Here is a 14,265-nt window from a genome sequence, read left to right as displayed (position 1 = left end):
GGGGACCGCCGCTCCGTGTGTCGCAGCAGCCTCCGTCGTCCGGCGGATCAGTTCCGCGCTCGCCATGGGGCGTACGCCGTCGTGGACGGCGATCAGCTCCACCGTCTCCGGCAGGGCGGCCAGTCCGTTGCGGACGGAGTGGAATCGTTCGGCACCTCCGGCTGCGACCGTATGTCGGGCCACGTCGAAGCGTGCGGCGAGGTTTCGCCAGTAGGCGATGTGCGCCTCGGGCAGCACTGCGACGATCGGCGCTCCGGGCAGTGCCGCGGCGAGTGCATTGATCGTGCGGGCCAATACGGGCATTCCCCCCAGCAGGCGGAACTGCTTGGGCACGTCGCCGCCCAAGCGGCGGCCGCTTCCTCCGGCGACGACGATCACTCCCGTGCGTGCGGTCATGGCGATGCGGAGATTAGGATGCGGCGGGTGCGGCGGTGTTCTGCGGCAGGACGATCGAGTCGAGCTGTACGATCTTCTCCTCCTCCTTCACATCGCCCTCCAGCTCGGCCACGATGCGGTCGCGGACGAATTCGAACTGAGCGCGGTTGGCCTTCGAGATCGGTTCGGCAGGCTCCTGCGGGATCTTCAGGGGGTCGATCGGCTTGCCGTTCTTCCAGATGCGGTAGTCGAGGTGGGGCCCCGTCGAGGCGCCCGTGCTGCCGACATAGCCTATGAGCTGTCCCTGCACGACACGCGATCCCTGACGGATGCCCTTCGCGTAGCCGCTCAAATGGAGGTAGCCGGTCATGAGGTTGCCCGCATGTTTGATCTTGAGGGTGTTGCCTCCTCCTCCGCCCCAGCCTTTGAACGTAACCGTACCGTCCGCCACGGCATGAACGGGCGTACCCTTCGGTGCAGCGTAGTCCACGCCCGTGTGGGGGCGGTATACTTTATAAATAGGGTGTTTGCGGGCATAGGTGAAACGCGAGCTGATGCGCGTGTATTTGAGCGGCGCCTTGAGCAGCTGCTTGCGCAGACTGCCGCCGTCGTATTCCCAGTACTGTATTTTCTCGTTCTGTCGGAACGGCACGGCGTAATACTCCTTGCCGCCGTGGACGAACTTGGCGCCCCAGATGCGGCCGATACCCGCAGGGATCGTATCGTCGATGAACTTTTCGTCGTAGATGACCGTGAAGCGGTCCCCTTTCTGGATGCCGAAGAAGTCTACGGTCCACTGATAGATGTCTTCGAGTTCGGCGGCCAGCGAGTAGGGCAGGTTTTCATGCATGATGGCTCCCCAGAGCGACGAGTCGATCGTCGCGCTCTTCTTCTGGCGCCGGAGCGAGATCTCCTTGGCGCCTTCGCACACCATGATCGAATCCTCCGCGAAACCGAAGACCACGTAGTCCGTGGCGCTGCGTTCGTAGGCGAGGTATTCGAGATGAGGGGTGAAGAGCGAATCTTCGTGGATGAACGCGACGTACTTGTGCCCCGCGCGGATGTTGCGCAGCGGGAATACGTCCGCCGCGGCTTTGTCCAGCCGGTCGATCGCGGCGGCCGAGACGCCGTAGCTGCCGAGTATCTTGCCGAGCGTCTCGCCGCTGCGGATTTCGGCGCTCTCGGTACGGTAGTTGTCGGCATTGATGCCGTACAGGATGTTCTGCGGCTCGTCGGCGGTCTCCTCTTCCGTGGAGGCGGCATTCTGCGAGCAGGCTCCCGCGGCGAGCGCGAGAGCGCAAAATGTCAGGTATGCGATACGTTTCATAGCTATTGGCAAAGATACGAAAAGTCGGCCGCAAAAACGAATTTCATTCGGTTTGCCGGGACGGAGTATCCAAGACGGAGCCAAAGATACGAAATGTCGGGCGTAAAAGCAAATAAATCCGCTTTCGCCGAACGGGAGTATCCGAGGCGACGCGAAGGCAAGGCAATGCCGCATGCACAAGCGGCCGATTCGTTCTGCCGGGCGTGGGCTCCGAGGCGGAGCCGCAGGTCGGAAAAACGGGTTATTCGGGCGCTTTTGCCGCATGTTCGTCTTTCCCGGCCAATATTTGTCCGTTTCGTTTTGCTGTTCGGCGATTTATTGCTACCTTTGAAAAGTTGTGCAGTTAACCGAATGCGATGATGTTTAATTGGCTTTTGGCCCCTGCGGCATATCTGTATAAGTTGGGAGTAACCTTCCGGCACCATCTGTTCGACTGGGGGATCATCAAGAGCGAAAAGTTCGATGTTCCGGTCGTCTGCATCGGCAACATCACCGTCGGCGGGACGGGCAAGACCCCGATGGCCGAAATGGTGGTGGGCTACATGACCCGTACGCACCATGTGGCGCTCATCTCGCGCGGCTACGGCCGCCGGACCAAGGGCTATCGCGAGGTGCGGCCCGATTCCCACTACCGCGACGTGGGCGACGAACCCTTGCAGATCAAACTGAAGTTTCCCGACGTGGTCGTCGCGGTCTGCGAGAAGCGGGCCGAGGGCATCCGCCGTCTGCTGGCCGAACATCCCGAGACGGATCTCGTGGTGATGGACGACGGTTTCCAGCACCGCTACGTGGAGCCGAAGGTCAACATCGTGATGATCGACGCCACACGTCCCGTGCAGCACGACAAGATGCTGCCGCAGGGGACGCTGCGCGACCTGCCCGAGATGCTTCACCGGGCCCACTACTTCGTGGTTACGAAGTGTCCCGAGAAGATGGCGCCGATCGACCGGCGCATTCTGAGCAAGGTGCTCGTTCAGGTGGCCTATCAGAAGGTCTACTTCACCCGCTTCGAGAGCTTCATGCCGCAGCCGCTTTATGCCGACGAAGCCGGCAGCGAGGGCGTGGCGCTGCACCGCAGGGTGATCGCGCTCTCGGGCATCGGCAATCCGAAGCCGTTTCTCGAGTCGCTGCGCGAACGCTACGACGTGGTGGCGGAGCTGACGCTCGACGACCATCACATCTACCGCGTGAAGGACATGAAACAGCTCGCGGCCCTGCTGGGGCAGTATCCCGACGCCGCGGTCGTTACGACCGAGAAGGATGCCGTGAAACTCACCAACCGCGACAAGATTCCCGAAGCGGTGCGGCGTGCGCTCTACTACGTACCGATCAATATTTCATTCACGGAGGATTCGGCGACGGATCTTCTTCAAAAACTGGAACAGGATGTTAGAGGAAATTAAGAAGACCGCGGCGTTCATCGACGCGCGGACGCAGCAGTTCCGTCCCGAGGCGGGCATCATTCTCGGCACGGGACTCGGAGATTTCGCCGAGCAGATCGACGTGAAATACGCGCTCGAGTACAAGGATATTCCGGGCTTTCCCGTCTCGACGGTCGAAGGACACAAGGGCCGTCTGATCTTCGGTCTGCTCGAAGGCCGCCGCGTGGTGGCGATGCAGGGGCGGTTCCACTACTACGAAGGCTATGCCATGACGCAGGTAACGTTTCCCGTGCGGGTGATGAAACTGCTGGGTATCGGGTGTCTCTTCGTGTCGAACGCTTCGGGCGGCATCAATACCTCGTTCCGCGTGGGCGATCTGATGATTATCACCGATCATATCAACCTCATGCCCAATCCGCTCATCGGTCCCAATCTGGCCGAACTCGGACCCCGTTTCCCGGACATGCACAACTGCTACGACCGCGAACTCATCGCACGGGCCACGGCCATCGCCGAGCGCGAGCGGATCAAACTCCAGTACGGGGTTTATGTGGGCGGGACGGGCCCGACGTTCGAGACGCAGGCCGAATACCGCTATTTCAAGGCCATCGGCGGCGATGCGGCCGGCATGTCCACCGTGCCCGAGGTGATCGTGGCGCGCCATATGGGGATTCCCGTTTTCGGCGTTTCGGTCATCACGAACTGCGGCCTTTCGGACGAGGCGGGCGACCACGAGGACGTGCAGCGTCAGGGCCGGAAGGCCGGACAGAAGATGGCCGTGCTCTTCCGCGAGATGGTCAAGGGGTTGTAACGTGCGGTTCGCGCGCCGTGGTGCATGGCTCCCTCGGGAGACGGTGCGGCCGGTTTCTCCCCGAAGAGGAGCGCGCGCGACGAATATTCAGATACAAACGAAAGAAAAACGATGGTAAATAAAGTGATTCTGGTGGGCAACGTGGGCATCGACCCCGAAGTGCGCACCCTCGAATCGGGTGCGAAAGTGGCCCGCGTGCGTCTGGCGACGACCGAACGCCTGTTCGACCGACAGGCCAACGAGACCAAGGAACACACCGAGTGGCATACGATCACGCTCTGGCGCGGTCTGGCCGATGTCGTGGACCGCTATGTCCGCAAGGGGACGCAGCTCTATATCGAGGGACGTCTCCGCACCCGCGAGTGGACCGACAAAGACGGCAACAAGCGCTACACGACCGAGATTCTGGCCGATACGATGAATCTGCTGGGGCGTCGCAGCGACAATCCCGCCTCGGACGGCGCCTCTGCCGGAGGGGCTTCGTATGGCGGTGCGTCCGGCGGCTCTTCGTTCGGCGGCGGGCAGCAGGCGCCGGCATACGGCGGTGGGCAGAACGCTTCCTTCGGGGGCGGACAAACCCGACCGACGGCTTCGTCCTATGGACAATCTGCTCCCGCTTACGGGCAGCCTGCCGCACCGTCGGTGCCTGCCGACGATCCGGACGATCTTCCGTTCTGATTCCGGCAGCACGGCCTTCGAAGTCGCCCGGGCTCCGGGTTTCGGCGGCCGGGGCATGCTTCGGACGATTGTCCGTCGATAGTTTCGGACGGCCTTCCGTTCTGATTCCGGCAGCGCGGCCTTCGAGGACGCCCGGGTTTCCGGGTTTCGGCGGCCGGGGTATGCTTCGGACGATTGTCCGTCGATAGTTTCGGACGGCCTTCCGTTCTGATTCCGGCAGTGCGGCCTTCGAGGACGCCCGGGTTCCGGGTTTCGGCGGCCGGGGTATGCTTCGGACGATTGTCCGTCGATAGTTTCGGACGGCTTTCCGTTTTGTTTCCGGCAGTGCGGCCTTCGAAGTCGCCCGGGCTCCGGGTTTCGGCGGCCGGACAAGCGTACTGCGGAACAGGACCGGCAGGGGGCGCTCGGTGTCCGAAGGCGTCTGACGGGCGAATGCCGGGACTGGCAGCCTTGCGAAACAGGCGGTTCGAAAGCGCGTGTACGGCCGAAGAGCCGCGATTGGAATCCTCTTCGGAATTCGGCCTCTCTGTCGGATGCGAGCGGCTGATGGGGCGTTCGTGTCTCGGATCAAGCGAGAGCCGTTCGGCATAGAGGCGGTCGTTCGGCGATGCCGCTGACCGCGGGTCGTTCGCCGCCGGCTGTGCACGGAAGGAGAACGATATACTGAGGTGTCTTGTTTTTCGTTCTCTTCCGCCCCGTACCGTACATCGTCCGCCTGCGGTGGAGATCCGAGCCGCCCGCACGGTGTCTGAAATCCGTCCGCCGTATCGGGCGACCGTGGACCGGCGGCATCGCCGGGGCAGCCTCCCGATCGGAGGATGGGGCATTGCGGTCGGAGCCGCATCCGTTTGGCCGGCGGCTGTCGGCCGTTTGGCCGAAGTTGCAGGAAGACATGGGGTGCGGGGCATGTATGTCTTCTGTCGGAGCGTATCAAGATCGTCTTGAATCGAGGCGGGGAAGATTCCGGCGAATCGTTTCCCGTTTTATTCCGATTCGTATATACGGGGCCGGAGATGCACGGGGAGGTTCGTGCGTTTCCGGCCGCTTTATGCCCGGAGGATGTGCGGCGGCACGGGGGGGGCGGAGAGGGACTGCGCCGTGCAGGGAGGGCGGATTGCAGTGGCGACGGATCGGAAAGTCGTGCGCCGGGCCGGCATGTCGGTTCGTGAAGAGCGTGTCGTGCAGCACGGATCGTGGCGACAGAGCGGGGAGACGTGCATCGGAACCGTATGCCGGTTTGTGTGGAGGCGGGCGCATCCCGCGGTTTTCCTGCCGGCCGGAGACCGGACGTGCGAGGATGGCGTAGAGCGCCCTATTCCTACAAGAACGTCCGGATATAAGAGAGAGGGGCTGTGCATCAGTGAGGCGATCTCCTCGGCCGGCGGCCTTCCTCGTGGAAACGGCGTGCGATGGTCCGCATGGATTCGCCCACTTCGATGAGCTGGCCGTCGGGGGCGTAGATGCGTACCGCGCGCTGCTGCCAAGGGTGTTTTCTGGGTGGATGCGCATAGTCGATGTCCTTGCGGGCGGAGAGGCGTGCGACGAATCCGTCGAAATCCTCCGTTTCGAAATAGAGTTCCATGTTGTTGGAGCGGCGCATCACCGAATCCTTCGGGATGCCGGCCAGACGGTCGAAATCCTGCTGTAAGGCGAATCCTCCGCTGAGGCTGAGGTTGCCTCCCAGATCGAGCACCGCCTCCTGTTCGAAAAGGCCGCGGTAGAAACGAAACGACCGTTCGAGATCGGCGACGGCCGGAAGAGGCGTCGTAAGCTGCATGTTTCGCGTGTTTTATTTGCGGCCGGCGGATTGCGGAAGCCTGCGGTCCGAGAGCAGTGCGGCGTGCGTGCGGCGCAGTCGCTCAAGTGCCGCGGTTCATCGGAGTGTCGTGCGTCGGCGGTTGCGGATCGGGAGCCTCTCCCACAGCCATTCGGGGATAAGCCGCCAGCCGAAGACCATAAGGGCGTAACGACGGTCGATCACCGTGCGGCGGCGTCCGCGTTCGAGGGCCTTCACGATCTGCGCCGCGACCCGCTCGGGCCGCATGAGCATCGGGTAGCGGCGTCCGTCGTCGAGGAGAGCCGTGGCGACGAATCCCGGACGGATGTCGGTGATCCGGATGGGCAGCCGCTCCATGCGGGCCAGCTGGGCCAGTGCATCGAGATAGGTGTTTTGCATCCGTTTGGTGGCGGAGTAGGCGGGCGCGGCTCCCAGTCCTTTGGTGCCGGCGATGGAGCTGACGGCAGCCAGACGGCCTCCGCCGTGCGAGCGGAACCAGTCGAAAGCCGCCGCCGTCATGCGGACGAACCCTACGGCATTGGTCTCGGCCGTCGCAATTTCGGTGGCGGGCACGAGCTGCGGATTCTGGCTTCCGATGCCGGAGCAATGGAGGTAGATGTCCATCCCGCCCAAACGCTGCGCGAGTTCGGCGAGCCGCTGCGGCGCATCGTCCTGCGTAATGTCGATGACGGCGGTTTCGACCTGAGCCGGAGCTTCGGCCCGCAGGGCTTCGAGCGGTTCCGTGCGGCGGCCGGCGATGCCGACGCGCCATCCCCTGCGCATGCAAAGGCGGGCCGTTTCGAGCCCGATGCCCGAAGTGGCTCCCATGATGACGATCCGGATGGCGGGATCGTCTCTTTCGGCGGATTCAGAGTGCATCATCGTATGGTCGTGTTTCCGAAGTGTCGGTTGTTTGTTTTTCGGATCGTCGCCGTGTCCCGTTTTTTGATGGGGCGTTTCGTCCTGTTCCGGGTTCCGCAGACGAGCCTGTCCGCACCTGCGTAAATCTCCGGTTCGCAGTCGCTGATGCGCTTTCTGTCCGGATCGGAGGTCCGGCGTGCGAATCGGCCGGCCGCTGCCCGTGGCGTCGAGGTCGCTCGCCGGCCAGTCCGCTCCGGAACGGCGTGCCGCAGGCGAGGTCGGCTGTGCACCGCATGACTTGTCCCTCTGTCCTCGCGGATGCAAAATCCGCTCCATGATGAAGGGGAGCATGATGTTTCCGCGCAACGGAACCGACGCCTCCGGCCGTCGGTGTGAAATGTCCGTGAATGCCGGCTGCATTCGGATAAGTCCCCTGTGCGATACGGATCCCTGCCTTGCGCGTCGGCCCGATTCCGGTTCAGGGCTTCGCCGTCTGCGACGCATCCTTTCCGCCTTCTGCCCCCCCCTTCGGTTCCTGTGTCGCTCCTCCCGCATCGGCAGACGGCCGGTGCGGTCCGTCGTGGCATGCGGTCCGGAAAACGGCCGGGCTGTATTTCGGCCGGGCGGAAACGATCGGAGTGGCCGGCGCATGCGCAGTTTCTCCACCTTTTCCCGAACATTCCCGTATTCTGCGACCGTTCCCGGTCTTGGTCGGCTTCTGTCGGTCCGCTGCGATCGGGGGGGGGCGATTCGTCGGCCTCGTGCGGTTCGCTGCGGTTCGCTGCGGTCCGGCAAGGTTCGGCATACCGCGGCCGGCCGCGGCTCGTCGCCCTGCTGAACGGTCTGCTTTAGTGCGCTGCCGGGACGTCGGGCGTGGGGCGGTCATCGGCACACGCCACCGATTCGGCATCCGTACCGACCGGCGGCGGGGGCAGTTGCGAGCGCAGCCGGTCGGGAATCTCCTCGGTGCGGATGCGCAGCAGATAATGCGTTTTGTCGTTGTCGTTTCCGGAGGTGTAAGCTTGTACGAATTCCCACCGCTGACGAATCATGTAATTGAGTGCTTCGACCATCGAGTTGAAAAGGATTTTACGTCCCTTTTCATCGGTGATCCAGTTGCAATTCAGGGCAGCGGCCGACTGTCCGAAATCTAAGATCACTCCGTCCCCTTTGCAAGAGGGCAGATGGCTGCCGATCAGTTCGGCATAGAGGTAACGTTCGGGCTTGGCCATGATGGCGCCCGTCTGCGGATGCCGCTGCATCGCAGCCGGAGCCGTTGCGGCCTGTGGCGTCTGCGTCGTTTCCGAAACCCGTGCAGGCTGTCCGTCCGTCGGCGGACGGTTCGGCATCGCCGGTTGCGTAGGCTGTGCGCTGAGCGTTCCGCCCATCCACAGAGCCAGCAAAAGAAGTGTACTCTTTTTCATGATCTTTCGATATATCGGTTCGTTTGTCCCAAGTGTGCCCCTCCCTTATCGTGCGGTCTCGGCCGTCGCCGCGCCTTGCATCCGTCGCCGAAACAGAGGCTATCGGACTGTCGTGTCCGTTCCACCTGCCGTTCCACCTGCCGTTTCGGCTGTTGGAAAGTTTCGGTACGGTTCCGATGCAGCCCGGATCGCACCCAAGAGGTCGTGTCGTCGCAGCGATTCGGCCGCTGCGCAACGCGGTTCGTTCAACCGGACGATATTCGGCTGTACGATTTCGCTGCCGTCGACCCTTCGTGCAATGACCGGCGTCAAAAGGTTCCGACAACTCGTGCCGCCGTTTTACTCGGCCGTTCCGAGAGGCGAGGCGGGCACCTTCTCCCATGGTCGTTCCGGCCTCTGCCGCAGGCTCCGGTTCTGCATGCCCCGCCTCCTCCTTGTGCGATCGCTGCGTCATGTGGAGATGCGGCGCCGTCTGCATCGTCGTTCAATATCCGGCGCTCACTCTTCGATCTCGCGCTGCACGCACTCGATTCCGACTTTGCGCAGCAGGTCGAGGCCCTCTTCCGAGCGGTATTCGTCGCAGTAGACCACGCGCCGGATACCTGCCTGTATGATGAGTTTCGAACATTCGATACAGGGGGCAGCCGTGATGTAGAGGGTCGAGCCGTCGCAGTTGTTGGCGCTCTTGGCCACCTTGGTGATGGCGTTGGCCTCGGCGTGCAATACGTAGGACTTGGTTTTGCCCGTCTCGTCCTCGCAGATGTTCTCGAAGCCCGACGGTGTGCCGTTGTAACCGTCGGAGATAATCATTTTGTCCTTGACGATCAATGCCCCCACCTTACGGCGCACGCAATAGGAATTCTCGGCCCAGATGCGTGCCATCCGCAGATAGCGTATGTCGAGCTGACGCTGTTTCTCTTCCTGATAGCCCATCTTTTTGAAGGTGAAATTATATGTTTCGATCTTCGTCGGCAATGCCGTTTTTCCGGATTGCCGTAATTCGCGGAGTGAGGCTGCACAGGACGAACAGACAGTCCGTATCGTCGGGGAGAGACGACTTTTCTTTTCTCCCGCCTCGTGCGGAACATCCGATTCGGTTCGTTCGGCGAAGTTCTTGCCTCGCAACCTTTCCTGCCTCTCGCCCCCCCCTCGCCCCGACCGGACCGTTGTGCGCCCTTCCGAGCTGTACCCGCTTCCTTCCGGAGTTTTCTGCTTTATGCACGGGAACGTACTGCACCAAAGGAACGGAGACCCTCCTGCAAAGGATCTTCCGCGGTTTCGGGAACATGGGGCCATGACGGGTCTGTGCGGCCCTCGCCGCCTACAATCCCTTGCCGTGGCACTGCTTGTATTTCTTGCCGCTGCCGCAGGGGCAGGGATCGTTGCGTCCCACCTTCTTTTCGGCGTGCAGAGGCATCGGCTTCTGTTTCTCGGCCTGACCGGCCTGTGCGGCGGCCTGCATGCGCGAAGCCTGCAACTTGTTGACGTCTACCTTGGCACGCTCCTGCTGCCGGCGCTGCACGGCCTCGGGGTTCTGCTCCCGCACGGGGATGTACGCCTTGTTGAGGATCGAGAGCACTTCGCGGTTGACCTTGACGAGCATTTTCGAGAAGAGACCGAACGATTCGAACTTGTAGATCAGCAGCGGGTCCTTCTGTTCGTAGGTGGCGTTCTGCACGCTTTGGCGCAGGTCGTCCATCTCGCGCAGGTGTTCGCGCCATGCGTCGTCGATCGAAGTGAACATCACCACCTTCGAGAAGACCTTGTAGATCTCGGCGCCGTCCGTGTCCCTGCAGCGCCGGAGATTCACCGGCACGTTGAAGCCGAGGTGTCCGTCCGTCAGCGGGAAGTAGATGTTCGAATCCATCTGCTCCTTGCGATCTTCGTAGACGCGCTCCATCACGGGCCGCACCATGTCGGCCACGGCCTTCGCACGGCGGTCGTAGGTCGCTTTCAGGTCCTTGACGATCCGCTCGGCCAGCTCCGCCGGCTTGGCGTTTTCGTAGATCGCCGCGTCGAACGAGGGGTCGGTCGCCACCTCGCGGATCAGCTCCATGCGGAAATCCTCGAAGTCGATGCCCCGGTTGGTCTCCACGAAGTTGTCGGCATAGTCGTACATGATGTTGTTGAGGTCGATCTCGATCCGCTCGCCGTAGAGCGCGTGGCGGCGGCGCGTGTAGATCACCTCGCGCTGCGAGTTCATCACGTCATCGTATTCGAGCAGGCGTTTGCGGATGCCGAAGTTGTTCTCCTCGACCTTCTTCTGGGCGCGTTCGATGGCTTTGGTCATCATCTTCGCCTGAATCACTTCGCCCTCCTTGAGGCCCATGCGGTCCATCATGGCGGCGATGCGGCCCGAGCCGAACAGACGCATCAGGTCGTCTTCGAGCGAGACGAAGAACTGCGACGAACCCGGGTCGCCCTGACGGCCTGCGCGGCCCCGCAGCTGGCGGTCCACGCGGCGGCTCTCATGCCGTTCGGTGCCGATGATGGCCAGACCGCCCGCGGCCTTCACCTCGGGCGTGAGCTTGATGTCGGTACCGCGGCCCGCCATGTTGGTGGCGATCGTAACCTGTCCCGAACGGCCCGCTTCGGCCACGATCTGCGCTTCGAGCTGGTGCTGCTTGGCGTTGAGGACGTTGTGCTTGATGCCGCGCAGCTTGAGCATGCGGCTCAGCAGCTCCGAGATCTCGACCGAAGTGGTACCCACCAGCACGGGGCGTCCCTCGCCGACGAGGCGCACGATCTCTTCGATCACGGCGTTGTACTTCTCGCGTTTGGTCTTGTAGATGAGGTCCTGCCGGTCGTCGCGGATGACCGGACGGTTCGTCGGGATCACCACCACGTCGAGTTTGTAGATGCTCCAGAACTCCGATGCCTCGGTCTCGGCCGTACCGGTCATGCCGGCCAGCTTGTGATACATGCGGAAGTAGTTTTGCAGAGTGATCGTGGCGAAGGTCTGCGTCGCCGCCTCGACCTTCACGCGCTCCTTGGCCTCGATGGCCTGATGCAGTCCGTCCGAGTAGCGGCGGCCGTCGAGAATACGGCCCGTCTGCTCGTCGACGATCTTCACCTTGTTGTCCATGACGACGTATTCCACGTCCTTTTCGAACATGGCGTATGCCTTCAGCAGTTGGATCACCGTATGCACGCGCTCCGATTTGACTGAGTAGTCGTTGATCACCGCATCGCGCTTTTGCGCCTTCTCCTCGACCGAAAGGTCGCTCTTTTCGAGTTCGGCGACCTCGGCCCCGATGTCCGGCAGCACGAAGAATCCTTCCTCGTTGAAGTAGTTGGAGAGTACTTCGTGGCCCTTGTCCGTAAGTTCCACGGAGTTGAGCTTCTCGTCGATCACGAAGTAGAGGTCGTCCGTGATCTCCGGCATGCGGCGGTTGTTGTCCGCCATGTAGACGTTCTCCGTTTTCTGCATCTGGGCCTTGATGCCCGTCTCCGAGAGGAATTTGATGAGCGGCTTGTATTTCGGCAGCCCCTTGTGCGCGCGGTAGAGCTTGATGCCGCCCTCCTCGTTCTTGCCGTCGCCGAGCAGCTGGCGGGCTTCGGCCACGAGGTTCGTTACGAAGTTTTTCTGGAGATTGTAGAGCTGTTCGATCGCGGGACGGTACTGCTCGAAGAGCTGGTCGTCGCCCTTGGGGACGGGACCCGAAATGATCAGGGGCGTGCGGGCGTCGTCGATCAGCACCGAGTCGACCTCGTCGACGATCGCGTAGTGGTGCTTGCGCTGCACGAGATCCTTGGGCGACGAGGCCATGTTGTCGCGCAGGTAGTCGAAGCCGTACTCGTTGTTGGTGCCGAACGTGATGTCGGCCATGTAGGCTTTGCGGCGTGCCTCGGAGTTGGGCTGGTGGCGGTCGATGCAGTCGACCGAGAGCCCGTGGAACTGGTACATCGGACCCATCCACTCCGAGTCTCGGCGGGCGAGGTAGTCGTTGACCGTTACGAGGTGGACTCCCTTGCGGGCCAGTGCATTGAGGAATACGGGCAGCGTCGCCACGAGGGTCTTGCCTTCGCCCGTGGCCATTTCGGCGATCTTGCCTTTGTGGAGCACCACGCCGCCGAAGAGCTGCACGTCGTAGTGGATCATGTCCCACTTGATGTCGTTGCCGCCGGCGAGCCAGTGGGTGGCATAGACGGCTTTGTCGCCTTCGATCGTTACGAAATCCTTCGTTGCGGCCAGCTCGCGGTCGAAGTCGGTGGCCGTAACGACCACCGTGTCGTTCTGCGCGAAGCGGCGCGCCGTGTCCTTCATCACGGCGAAGGCTTCGGGCAGGATTTCGTCGAGTTTCTCTTCGATCCGTTCGTCGATGCGCTTGGCCGTCGCGTCAATCTCCTTCGAGATCTTCTCCTTCTCTTCGAGCGTGGTCTCCGTGAGTTCCAGCTTGGTTTTCAGCTCGACGATGCGGGCCTCGTCCTGAGCGATGAAGTCGGCGATCCGCTTCATCAGATCGCGGCTCAGTGCGCGGAGTTCGTCGTTCGTGAGTTTCTCGACGGTAGGGTAGACGGTCTTGATCCGGTCGACGTAGGGTTGTATCTCTTTGCGGTCTTTGTCGGCTTTCGAGCCGAAGAACAGTTTAATGATGCCTGCTGCTATATCCATTGAAAATGTCTTTTGTTTTTCGTGAATGAAATCTTACAAAAATAGGTATTTTTTGCAATATATCAATCCTCTGCGCGGCTTTTTATTCGGCGCGCTCCGATCGGACACTCCGCGCACCGCCGTTTGGGGCAGTATTCGGTGGCGAGCTGGAGCAGCGCCTGCGATTCGAAGGCGTTGCGGGGCGTCGTGCCCGCGCTGCGCCAGCCGCGCATGTAGACGTTCTCTTCGGCCGGCGTGCGTTCGAGCAGCGTTACGGCGCGGTCGCGCAACAGGTCGTTGCCCGTGTGGCTGCCGTAGGCGAACTGGAGGATCGAGACGAGGTTGATGGCCAGCAGGTTGGCTTTGAAGGTGCCGATGCGCTTGGGCATCTCCTGCGAGCGCACGGCCGGCAGCGAGTGCGTGCACCAGTAGGCCGAGGCTTCGACCCCGAACAGACGGGCCGCATCCTCGGGCGTGCGGCAGTCGAGCATGCGCTCCATCACGAAGTCGTGGCCGGCGAAGAAGGCTGCGGCCTGCGCCACGCGCAGCACGGGGTGGTTGGCCGGGTGGATGCGCGTGAAATCCCACGCCGAGGCGTCCATCGGTTCGATGCCGTATTTCGAGGCGAGGTAGACGAAGTCGCGTCCCAGATCGAGCGTGTAGGTGTCGTGGCGGTAGAGGCCGAGCAGTCCCGAGGCGCCGAGCAGCAGTGCCTCGACGTTGCGCGGCACGGCTCGTTCGCGCAGGACCATGGCGTAGGTAGCCCGCCGTGCCAGATCGAGGTAGGCCCGCTGATTGCGTTTGTCGCCCAGCGTGCGGAAGAACATCAGGTAGAAGGTCTGGTTCCAGTTGCGCTCGGCCTCTTCGAAGAGTTCCTCGACCGCGGCGATCTTGCGGCGCAGGCGGTCGTAGGCCGCATCCTTGAGAATCTCGCTGCGGTGCAGCGTGTCCAGCTCCGCGAGGTACTCCCCGCAGGCGAATGCTCCGGCGCCGGTCTTCAGCCGGTCGAGCATCCGTTCGTCGCGGTCCTGCATCG

At 62.3% G+C, this 14,265-nt stretch carries 11 protein-coding genes; 3 read left to right on the top strand and 8 right to left on the bottom strand.

Annotation, left to right across the window (positions count from 1 at the left end; all coding sequences use genetic code 11):
- Positions 1 to 396: IspD/TarI family cytidylyltransferase (locus BN3659_RS04030; protein WP_171847693.1), on the bottom strand; the 396-nt coding region annotated here is incomplete at its 3' end.
- A gap of 13 nt (positions 397 to 409) precedes the next feature.
- On the bottom strand, positions 410 to 1,702 hold the full coding sequence (locus tag BN3659_RS04025; RefSeq protein ID WP_091534759.1) for a M23 family metallopeptidase: 1,293 nt from the start codon (positions 1,700 to 1,702) through the stop codon (positions 410 to 412).
- Positions 1,703 to 2,061: 359 nt separating this feature from the next.
- On the opposite strand from BN3659_RS04025, the gene lpxK reads away from it, so the two are divergent.
- From lpxK to BN3659_RS04010, 3 genes are all read left to right on the top strand, one after another.
- Positions 2,062 to 3,105 (top strand): tetraacyldisaccharide 4'-kinase, encoded by a 1,044-nt coding sequence (lpxK, locus tag BN3659_RS04020; RefSeq protein WP_091534771.1) that lies wholly within the window; start codon positions 2,062 to 2,064, stop codon positions 3,103 to 3,105.
- A complete protein-coding gene (locus tag BN3659_RS04015) occupies positions 3,089 to 3,895 on the top strand; it encodes a purine-nucleoside phosphorylase (protein ID WP_091534758.1) in 807 nt (268 codons plus the stop codon). The genes lpxK and BN3659_RS04015 overlap by 17 nt, the downstream gene beginning before the upstream one ends.
- A 111-nt stretch (positions 3,896 to 4,006) precedes the next feature.
- Positions 4,007 to 4,573 (top strand): single-stranded DNA-binding protein, encoded by a 567-nt coding sequence (locus tag BN3659_RS04010; RefSeq protein WP_091534756.1) that lies wholly within the window; start codon positions 4,007 to 4,009, stop codon positions 4,571 to 4,573.
- A gap of 1,357 nt (positions 4,574 to 5,930) precedes the next feature.
- Here the strand turns inward: BN3659_RS04010 and BN3659_RS04005 are convergent.
- The 6 genes from BN3659_RS04005 to BN3659_RS03975 all read right to left on the bottom strand — a co-directional run bounded on the left by BN3659_RS04005 (position 5,931) and on the right by BN3659_RS03975 (position 14,263).
- Entirely contained in the window at positions 5,931 to 6,350 is a 420-nt protein-coding gene (locus BN3659_RS04005) for a VOC family protein (RefSeq protein WP_091534754.1), read from the bottom strand.
- Between the two features lie 96 nt (positions 6,351 to 6,446).
- Entirely contained in the window at positions 6,447 to 7,232 is a 786-nt protein-coding gene (locus BN3659_RS04000) for an SDR family NAD(P)-dependent oxidoreductase (RefSeq protein WP_224757803.1), read from the bottom strand.
- A gap of 827 nt (positions 7,233 to 8,059) precedes the next feature.
- Positions 8,060 to 8,635, bottom strand: coding sequence for a hypothetical protein (locus tag BN3659_RS03990; protein ID WP_141682486.1), 576 nt, complete (start codon positions 8,633 to 8,635; stop codon positions 8,060 to 8,062).
- Positions 8,636 to 9,133: 498 nt separating this feature from the next.
- Entirely contained in the window at positions 9,134 to 9,568 is a 435-nt protein-coding gene (locus BN3659_RS03985; RefSeq protein ID WP_091534767.1) for a deoxycytidylate deaminase, read from the bottom strand.
- Between the two features lie 388 nt (positions 9,569 to 9,956).
- Positions 9,957 to 13,250 (bottom strand): preprotein translocase subunit SecA, encoded by a 3,294-nt coding sequence (secA, locus tag BN3659_RS03980; RefSeq protein ID WP_091534749.1) that lies wholly within the window; start codon positions 13,248 to 13,250, stop codon positions 9,957 to 9,959.
- A gap of 62 nt (positions 13,251 to 13,312) precedes the next feature.
- Entirely contained in the window at positions 13,313 to 14,263 is a 951-nt protein-coding gene (locus BN3659_RS03975) for a DUF2851 family protein (RefSeq protein ID WP_091534747.1), read from the bottom strand.
- Positions 14,264 to 14,265 lie beyond the last annotated feature (2 nt).

This window comes from Alistipes sp. CHKCI003, assembly GCF_900021155.1.
GTDB lineage: Bacteria > Bacteroidota > Bacteroidia > Bacteroidales > Rikenellaceae > Alistipes > Alistipes excrementavium.
Note: the sequence above shows the minus strand (reverse complement) of the source record. Positions and strands in the feature narration are given on the sequence as shown.

Excerpts from the sequence above, each read along its gene's own strand:
- BN3659_RS04025 (WP_091534759.1), bottom strand. The coding sequence starts at position 1,702 with ATGAAACGTATCGCATACCTGACATTTTGCGCTCTCGCGCTCGCCGCG.
- lpxK (WP_091534771.1), top strand. The coding sequence starts at position 2,062 with ATGTTTAATTGGCTTTTGGCCCCTGCGGCATATCTGTATAAGTTGGGA.
- BN3659_RS04015 (WP_091534758.1), top strand. The coding sequence starts at position 3,089 with ATGTTAGAGGAAATTAAGAAGACCGCGGCGTTCATCGACGCGCGGACG.
- BN3659_RS04010 (WP_091534756.1), top strand. The coding sequence starts at position 4,007 with ATGGTAAATAAAGTGATTCTGGTGGGCAACGTGGGCATCGACCCCGAA.
- BN3659_RS04005 (WP_091534754.1), bottom strand. The coding sequence starts at position 6,350 with ATGCAGCTTACGACGCCTCTTCCGGCCGTCGCCGATCTCGAACGGTCG.
- BN3659_RS04000 (WP_224757803.1), bottom strand. The coding sequence starts at position 7,232 with ATGATGCACTCTGAATCCGCCGAAAGAGACGATCCCGCCATCCGGATC.
- BN3659_RS03990 (WP_141682486.1), bottom strand. The coding sequence starts at position 8,635 with ATGAAAAAGAGTACACTTCTTTTGCTGGCTCTGTGGATGGGCGGAACG.
- BN3659_RS03985 (WP_091534767.1), bottom strand. The coding sequence starts at position 9,568 with ATGGGCTATCAGGAAGAGAAACAGCGTCAGCTCGACATACGCTATCTG.
- secA (WP_091534749.1), bottom strand. The coding sequence starts at position 13,250 with ATGGATATAGCAGCAGGCATCATTAAACTGTTCTTCGGCTCGAAAGCC.
- BN3659_RS03975 (WP_091534747.1), bottom strand. The coding sequence starts at position 14,263 with ATGCAGGACCGCGACGAACGGATGCTCGACCGGCTGAAGACCGGCGCC.